This window comes from Mucilaginibacter sp., assembly GCF_036383575.1.
GTDB lineage: Bacteria > Bacteroidota > Bacteroidia > Sphingobacteriales > Sphingobacteriaceae > Mucilaginibacter.
In genome coordinates this window covers 1-8,428 of the sequence record NZ_DASVOB010000110.1, presented here as the reverse complement: position 1 = coordinate 8,428, position 8,428 = coordinate 1, and the positions used below count along the sequence as shown (strand labels likewise).

Sequence of the window (8,428 nt, the reverse complement as noted above, 5' to 3'; positions counted from 1 at the left end):
TTCGATGGTGATTTTCCCCGAGGGAAGTCGATCACCCGATGGCAAAATGAAGCGTTTTCATAAAGGGGCATTCTTTTTGACCGAGCAATTGGGAATGGACATTTTGCCCATCATATTGCACGGCACAGGCTACAACATGACGAAGGGCGATTTCCTGTTAAAGAACGGAACTATCACTATAAAATACCTGCCGAGAATCACGGCTAATGATACCTCATTTGGCTCAGGCTACGCCGAACGGACTAAAAATATCAGTCGGTATTTTAAAGATGAATACCAAAAGCTAAGCGCCGAAATTGAGCAGCCGGCGTACTACAAGGAGCAGCTGTTTTATAACTACCTGTACAAAGGCCCGGTGCTGGAGTGGTACATGCGCATTAAAGTAAAACTCGAAAAAAATTACCAGGTATTTCATGACTTGCTGCCTAAACAGGGCAAAATGCTTGACCTGGGTTGTGGTTATGGTTTTATGCCCTACATGCTGCATTTTGCAGCGCCGGGGCGCGAGTTTACCGGAGTTGATTATGATGAGGAAAAGATTGAAGTAGCTGGCAACTGTTTCAGTAAAACGGCTGAGATCAATTTTGTTTATGCCGATGCCCTTGCTTTTGAAATGCAGCAATATGATGCCATTATTATGGCCGATATGCTGCACTATTTACAGCCGGATGCGCAAAAGCGATTGATAGAAAAATGTATTGCGCAATTGAACCCTAATGGTCAGCTCATTATCAGGGATGGCAATAAGGATATGCAGGAAAGACACAAGGGAACCGAACTTACCGAAACGTTTTCAACCAAACTACTCGGCTTTAATAAAACAGGGGCAAATGGGCTATCTTTTCTTTCGGGGCAAATGCTGAGGGATATTGCAGCTGGGCATAAGCTTTCGGTCACCGAAATTGACAATACCAGGTACACTTCAAATATTATTTTTGTGATCAAAAAGGAAGGACAGGTGCTTTAAATGGACGATAGGTTTGATGTACTGATCATTGGCAGTGGCATGGGCGGATTGGTTTGCGCCGATATGCTGGGCCGCGAAGGTTACCGGGTTTGTGTTGTTGAAAAAAACAAACAGCTTGGCGGCTCCCTGCAAACCTACGTGCGGGATAGGGTGATCTTTGATTCGGGCGTACATTATTTGGGCGGACTTGACGAGGGGCAGAACCTGTACCAGATTTTTAAGTATATCGATATTATCGGCAAGCTGAAACTGCAAAAGCAGGACCCTGACGCCTTTGATAAGATCATGATAGATAATGATCCGGTGGAATATCCGCAAGCGCAGGGGTATGAAAATTTCATTAAACAGCTATTGGTTTATTTCCCTTATGAGGAACCTGCCTTACGCGCTTACTGTGCTAAGCTGAAAGAGGTTTGCGATAAGTTTCCGTTATATAATCTGCGCTCGTCGGATGATTTTTATGAAAAGGCTGATGTGCTGGAGGTGGATACCGAAGCTTTCCTGGCATCTATCACCAATAATAAAAAACTGCAGCAGGTACTGGCAGGCAACAACTCTTTATACGCCGGGCAGGCCGATAAAACGCCGCTATATGTTCATGCGCTGATCCTCAACAGTTATATTGAAAGCTCCTGGAAATGTGTTGACGGTGGCTCGCAGATTGCCAAACTGATAGCCCGCAATATCCGCGACAGGGGAGGCGTTATCATCCGTAATAAAGCCGTAAAAAAACTGGTGGAGCAAGAAGGTAAAATAGCATATGTTGAACTGCAGCATGGCGAAAAACTATATGCGGATCACTTTATTTCCAACATTCACCCGGTAAAAACATTGGAAATGACGGATTCGTCGGTGATTAAAAACGTGTACCGCAACCGGTTGAAAAGCCTGGAAAATTCGGTGTCGTCGTTCACCATCAACATCGTGTTTAAAAAAGATTCGTTCAAATATTTTAGCCATAACGTTTACAGCTTTAAAGACGGACAGGTATGGCACATGGCCGATTACACGGAGCAAAACTGGCCGCTGGGGTATGCAGTGTTCATGACCCCATCATCAAAAAATACGGAATACGCCGATGGCATGACCATACTGGCTTATATGCGTTACGAAGAAGTAAAACCATGGGAAGACACTTTCAATACGGTATCCGATGAAGCTTATCGCGGTGAAACTTACGAGCAATTTAAAAGGCGTAAAGCCGAAGTTTTACTGGAGGATGTGGCGTTGAAGTTCCCGGGTTTGCGGGAGCAGGTCTATTCCTACTATACAGCCACACCGCTCTCATACCGCGATTATATTGGTAATGACGATGGCTCGCTTTATGGCATTGCCAAAGATTATAAGCATCCGCTTAAAACCTTTATTTCGCCGCGCACCAAATTGCCTAATTTGTACTTCACGGGTCAAAACCTTAATTTACATGGCATTTTGGGTGCTGCCATGAGCGGGATAGTAACCTGTTGCGCCTTGCTGGGCAATGATGAATTGATAGATAAAATAAGAAATGCGTAACAGGAAATTCAGTTGGAAAAAGGTCAGGAAAAGATTACTGTACACAGGTCTTGTGTTTGTGGGATTGCTGCTCATTGGCTTTATTTACCTGTATTGCGTAGCTATTGATTATCCGCCTAAACCTGCCGATCTGAGCAGTTTGCAATTGCAGCGCAAAGAGCTTTCGCCGGGCTTTTATACTATCAATAATAACTGGTTCAGGAAAAGCAAAAGTGGTTTGTTTGAAATGTATGTGGAGGGCAAACCTTTTGAACGTGGCGTGATCAATGGTAAACTCAGTAAAGAGCTGGTGGTTAACCAGGAAGTTTACTTTACCGACCAGATCAACAAGATCATTCCCTCAAAATCATACCTGTTTTTTTTAAAGTATTTTATAGCCTGGTTTAACCGCGACCTGGCTAAAAATGTAAGCGAAGAATATAAAGAGGAGATCTATGGCATCTCGAAATCAGCCTCGGATAAATACCAGTTCATTGGCTCCAATTATCAGCGCATATTAAATTACCATGCGGCACATGATATCGGTCACGCTTTACAAAGCATGGCGCTGGTGGGCTGCACTTCGTTCGGTACCTGGAATGACCGCTCGGCCGATGGCACCATGATCGTAGGCCGCAATTTTGATTTTTATGTGGGCGATAATTTTGCGCGGGATAAAATGGTGGCGTTCTTCAACCCAAGTGAAGGGCATAAATTCATGACCATAACCTGGGGCGGCTTTGTGGGTGCAGTATCAGGCATGAATGAAAAAGGCCTGAGCGTTACCATTAATGCCGATAAAACCAATATTCCATCAGGCTCTGCTACACCGGTATCTTTAGTGGCCCGAGAGATTTTGCAGTATGCCGAAAACATTAATCAGGCCATTGCGATTGCCAAAAAGCGTAAGATGTTTGTGTCCGAATCGTTTTTGGTGGCCTCGGCGGAGGATAATAAGGCCGTAGTGATCGAAAAAACTCCCGATACGCTGGATGTATACGATCCGCACCAAAACTTTATTGTTTGCGCTAACCATTTTCAAAGCAAGGGGCTGGCGCACACCAAAGAAAACCTGGTGCAGCTCAGCAACAGCGCGTCGCCGTACCGATATCAGCGCTTAATGGAACTGTTGAATGCCGAAGGGAAAAACACTGTGCAAAAAACGGTGGATATTCTACGTGACCGCCAGGGCCTGCACGGCGAAGATATTGGCATGGGCAACGAAAAAGCCCTGAACCAATTGATAGCCCATCACTCGGTAGTGTTTGAGCCGCAAAAGCTGCTGGTTTGGGTATCTACATCGCCATGGCAACTGGGCGAGTTTGTGGCCTACGATCTGAAAAAGATCTTCGCGATGAAAGGCATGCAAACCGATCATGAAATTATTGATACCGCGCTGACTATTAAGCCTGATACGTTTTTGAACACACAGGCCTATCATGATTTCATTACTTACCGTACCCTGAAGCAAAAAGCTTTTGATGGCGTCGAGATCAATCCGGACAGTGTAGTAGCCAGCAATCCGCAGTTTTATCATGCTTATGTTATTGCAGGTGATTACTCGTTTAAGCACAGCGATTATAAAAAAGCCCTCGGGTATTATAAAACAGCTTTAACCAAAGTAGTAGCCACGGTAAACGAGGAAAACTATATCAAAAAGCAGGTTGAAAAATGTACTAAAAAATTAAGCTCATGACAGTTGCAGGGGTTGGAATTGATATGATAGAGGTAGAACGCGTACAAAGCAGCATTGCCAAAGAGCAAGGCTTCCGTGAGCTGGTTTTTTCGGCAAAGGAGATTGCTTATTGCGAGAGTAAAACCAATAAATACCAGCACTATGCCGCACGCTTTGCAGCCAAGGAAGCTTTTTTTAAAGCGTATGGCACCGGCTGGCTAAAGGATACCGCTTTTAACGAGATTGAAGTTACTAACGATGAAAATGGCAAACCCATTTTGGAGCCTATTGGCGAAAGCGCGACGGTGATAAACCGCAACGGGCCGCTAAAAATTTCCGTATCATTAACCCATTTAAAAACAATGGCATCTGCAGTGATAATTATTGAAAAGTGATCACACATCCACCTAAACCATTAGCATTTCAACCCAAACAGGAAGTTGTAAAATTCCAGGAGCAAAAACTGCAGGAATTGCTGGCTTATCTCAAGCAAAATTCGCCATTTTATAAAAACCTGTTTGCAACACATCATATTGATATCAGCCGGATCAAAACACTCGATGATCTGCGGCTGATCCCGACCACCACCAAGGAAGACCTGCAGAAACACAACGATGATTTTTTGTGTGTAGAACGAGGGACGATCATTGAATACAGCTCGACCTCGGGTACCTTAGGCAGCCCGGTAACTATTGCCCTTACCGAGGGTGATCTGGAGCGCCTTGCCTATAACGAATACAATTCCTTTACCTGTGCCGATGGCTCAGCAGCCGACCTTTACCAATTGATGCTTACGCTCGACAGGCAGTTTATGGCCGGTATGGCTTATTACTCTGGCATCCGTAAAATTGGCGCGGGCATTATCCGTTTAGGGCCGGGTGTGCCATCGCTGCAATGGGAAACTATTTTAAGGCTGAAACCTACAGCTATAGTTGCCGTGCCATCGTTTATTTTAAAGCTCATTCAGTTTGCGCAGGAGCATCATATCGATATCAATGCATCCTCGGTAAAAAAGGCGGTTTGTATTGGCGAGAATATCCGCAACACTGATTTTAGCCTGAATATCCTCGGCCAAAAGATCACCGAAGCCTGGGATATCAAACTTTATTCAACCTATGCCTCTACCGAAATGCAAACGGCTTTTACCGAATGCAGCGAGGGCAGGGGTGGGCACCATCAACCCGAATTATTGATAGTAGAAGTACTGGACGAACATAACAACCCCGTTGCTCCCGGCGAATCGGGAGAGGTTACTATTACCACACTGGGCGTTGAGGGGATGCCGCTGCTCCGTTATAAAACCGGCGACATCTGCCACTATTTTGATGAGCCCTGCGCTTGTGGGCGCACCAGTATCAGGCTGTCATCCATAGTAGGCCGTAAAAAGCAGATGATAAAGTTTAAGGGAACCACGCTTTACCCGCCGGCATTGTTTGATCTGTTGAATGGGATGGAAGAGATCCGCGATTTTGTGGCCGAAGTATACTCAAACGAGATAGGCATGGACGAAGTGCTGCTGCACCTGCTGCCTATAAATTACACAGATGAGTGCGACCGGAAGATCCGCGCCAATTTACAGGCCCGGCTGAGGGTAAGTCCGCATATTACCTACCTTAAAGCGGATAAAATGCAGAAATTACAATTCCCTGAAGCGGTACGCAAGCCGGTTAAATTTATCGACAGGAGAAAGTAATTTATTATGTGCTAAATTTGCGGCATGCATAATGCCGATATCCTGGGCCGGTTAACGCAGCAGTTTGAACTGCCGTTTAGTAACCCGGTGCTTATCTTCTCGCTGATATTACTGATCATTTTACTTGCCCCCATTATTATGGGTAAGTTCAGGTTTCCGGGGATAGTAGGTTTTATTTTGGCTGGGATAGCTATTGGTCCGCATGGCTTAAACCTGCTCAAGAAAAATTCGGCAATCGACCTGTTCTCAACCATCGGCTTGCTGTACATCATGTTCATTGCCGGGGTTGAGCTTGATTTGAACGAATTTAAGCAAAAGAAACACCGCAGCCTGGTATTTGGCTTCCTTACTTTTTGTATCCCGATACTCATCGGCTTCCCGATATGTTATTACCTGCTGAATTATCCGCTCATCACATCTGCACTAACGGCAAGCATGTTTGCTACCCATACGCTGGTTGCTTATCCTATTGTGAGCCGTTACGGCATCTCCAAAAACGAGGCTGTAGCCGTTAGTGTAGGCGGCACTATATTGACCGATACAGCCGTGTTGATATTACTGCCCGTAATAATGGGTGCCAAAAACGGCGGACTGGGTTTTAGCTTCTGGCTGCAACTGGTGATCTCGCTGTCAATATTCGCCTTTATTATGTTTGTGCTGATACCGCCACTGGCACGCTGGTTCTTTAACCGCTATCGCGACAGCAAAACATTGCCTTATGTGTTTGTCCTTTTTATCGTGTTCCTGTCGGCCTTTCTTTCGCAGTTGGCCGGGGTTGAGCCTATTATCGGTGCTTTTGTGGCCGGGCTGGCGCTAAATAAAGCAGTTCAGCAATCATCAACTTTAATGAACAGGATCGACTTTGTAGGCAATGCCATATTTATTCCTTTCTTTTTGATCAGCGTAGGTATGCTGGTTGATCTGCGTGTGCTTGCCCGCGGACCGCAGGCTACCATTGTGGCGGTTAGCCTTACGCTCGGAGCTTTGCTTGGTAAATGGCTGGCGGCGCTATCGACCCAAAAAATATTTAAATATTCGTCAACGCAGCGCACATTGATATTCGGATTAAGCAGCGCGCATGCAGCGGCTACGCTGGCTATCATTTTAGTTGGTTTTAAGGCCCAGATCATTGATGATAATATTTTGAATGGCACCATTATCCTGATATTGGTTACCTGCGTAGTAGCCTCATTTGCCACCGAGCGGGCAGGTAAAAAACTAATTAAACACAACCAGGAACAAGAAACTTTAACAGAAGAAGAAACAATAGGCTAAGACCGGTGATGATATGAGAAGAAGGATACACAGGCACATACGGACAGCAAAATACATCGTTTACAAAGAAACCCTTGTCGATTTCAGGGAACATTTCTGGACGTTTGTCAGCTCATTTTCGGGTATAGCACTTATCGGATTATTGAACAGCAGGTATTTTACCGCAGCAGATAATCTTTTCCTGATCGGTTCATTCGGTGCATCTTCGGTATTGATCTATGGTGTTATTAACAGTCCGCTGGCACAGCCGCGTAATCTGATAGGCGGACATGTGCTTTGTGCGCTGGTTGGGGTTACCATACACAAGCTGGTTCCTCATGAAGTATGGCTGGCTGCTGCACTATCGGTATCTGTATCGATAGTATTAATGCAGATCACCAAAACCCTGCACCCACCGGGTGGCGCTACGGCATTGATTGCCAACATCGGGTCTGAAAAAATTAAGGCGCTTGGCTATATGTATGTATTTAGCCCGGTATTTTCAGGGGCGATGATCCTGCTGTTAATAGCTATTTTGTTTAACAACATGACCAAACACCGGCACTACCCTAATAATAAAAAATGGCTGCATGTTTGGCGCAGGTATAAGCGGTAGGTTGTTTGCTTTGGTTGTTTGACACTACAAGTTTTGGGGGAATACAAAAAATGTCATTGCGAGCGTAGCGCGGCAATCTCGTAGCCAATGTATGTCCGCCCTGTATAGCTACGGGATTGCCGCGTCGCCCCAAGTGCTTTTGCCCATGTTCCCGCCGTTGTTGGTGTTGTCACCAACAACTCTGCGCTACGTAATTACCTTGTTGTATAGCAAATGGCGATGTCTTGATTATAAGAACGAACGGATTAAAAAAGTTGTTGGTGACAACACCAACAACGGCCCAGCAATAGAATGGTTTACTGCTCTTCTTCAGTAAACTTCAACAACACGGCTTCATTTTTTATGCGGATGCTTTTGCCGGATATTTCGATGACCTGCTCATCGATAAAATCATTAAGCGTACGGAACAGCGATTCATAGGCGGCGCCTGTAAATGAAGCCAGGTCCTGCCGGGTGAGTTCAATATTGATAAAGCCCTCTTCATTTAGCCCGAATTTATTTTTAAGCGAAATAAAGGCTTGGGCTACGCGCCCTTTAACCGGCATGTGCGCCAGGTTACGCATTCGTTTTTCTGATTCCTGTAGCTCGTTGGCAAAAAAACGCATCAGTTTGATCACAAAGTTATTGTTAACCTGCAGGGTGCTTTCAAAAAAGGGCATTTCGATATAGCAAATTATACCCGCCTCGATGGCCGTGGCCGAAACCGGGTAAAACTCGGTACTACCTAAG

At 45.3% G+C, this 8,428-nt stretch carries 8 protein-coding genes; 7 read left to right on the top strand and 1 reads right to left on the bottom strand.

Translation table 11 applies throughout. The features are described 5' to 3' along the window. The 7 genes from VF500_RS04190 to VF500_RS04160 all read left to right on the top strand — a co-directional run. Positions 1-967: methyltransferase domain-containing protein (locus VF500_RS04190; protein ID WP_330858469.1), on the top strand; the 967-nt coding region annotated here is incomplete at its 5' end. Further along, entirely contained in the window at positions 968-2,482 is a 1,515-nt protein-coding gene (locus VF500_RS04185; protein WP_330858467.1) for an NAD(P)/FAD-dependent oxidoreductase, read from the top strand. Next, positions 2,475-4,157, top strand: coding sequence for a C45 family peptidase (locus VF500_RS04180; protein WP_330858466.1), 1,683 nt, complete (start codon positions 2,475-2,477; stop codon positions 4,155-4,157). Before VF500_RS04185 ends, VF500_RS04180 begins: the two co-directional genes overlap by 8 nt. Next, positions 4,154-4,531 (top strand): holo-ACP synthase, encoded by a 378-nt coding sequence (gene acpS, locus VF500_RS04175; RefSeq protein ID WP_330858465.1) that lies wholly within the window; start codon positions 4,154-4,156, stop codon positions 4,529-4,531. The genes VF500_RS04180 and acpS overlap by 4 nt, the downstream gene beginning before the upstream one ends. Next, the gene (locus VF500_RS04170) at positions 4,528-5,829 is read left to right on the top strand and encodes a phenylacetate--CoA ligase family protein (protein ID WP_330858464.1); all 1,302 of its coding nucleotides are present in this window, start codon (positions 4,528-4,530) and stop codon (positions 5,827-5,829) included. The genes acpS and VF500_RS04170 overlap by 4 nt, the downstream gene beginning before the upstream one ends. Before the next feature lie 24 nt (positions 5,830-5,853). Further along, positions 5,854-7,104 (top strand): cation:proton antiporter, encoded by a 1,251-nt coding sequence (locus VF500_RS04165; protein ID WP_330858463.1) that lies wholly within the window; start codon positions 5,854-5,856, stop codon positions 7,102-7,104. A gap of 13 nt (positions 7,105-7,117) precedes the next feature. Then, positions 7,118-7,699: an HPP family protein gene (locus tag VF500_RS04160; protein WP_330858462.1), complete on the top strand. Its 582-nt coding sequence runs from the start codon at positions 7,118-7,120 to the stop codon at positions 7,697-7,699. A gap of 296 nt (positions 7,700-7,995) precedes the next feature. On the opposite strand, the gene VF500_RS04155 is transcribed toward VF500_RS04160, so the two are convergent. Beyond that, positions 7,996-8,428: Crp/Fnr family transcriptional regulator (locus VF500_RS04155; protein WP_330858461.1), on the bottom strand; the 433-nt coding region annotated here is incomplete at its 5' end.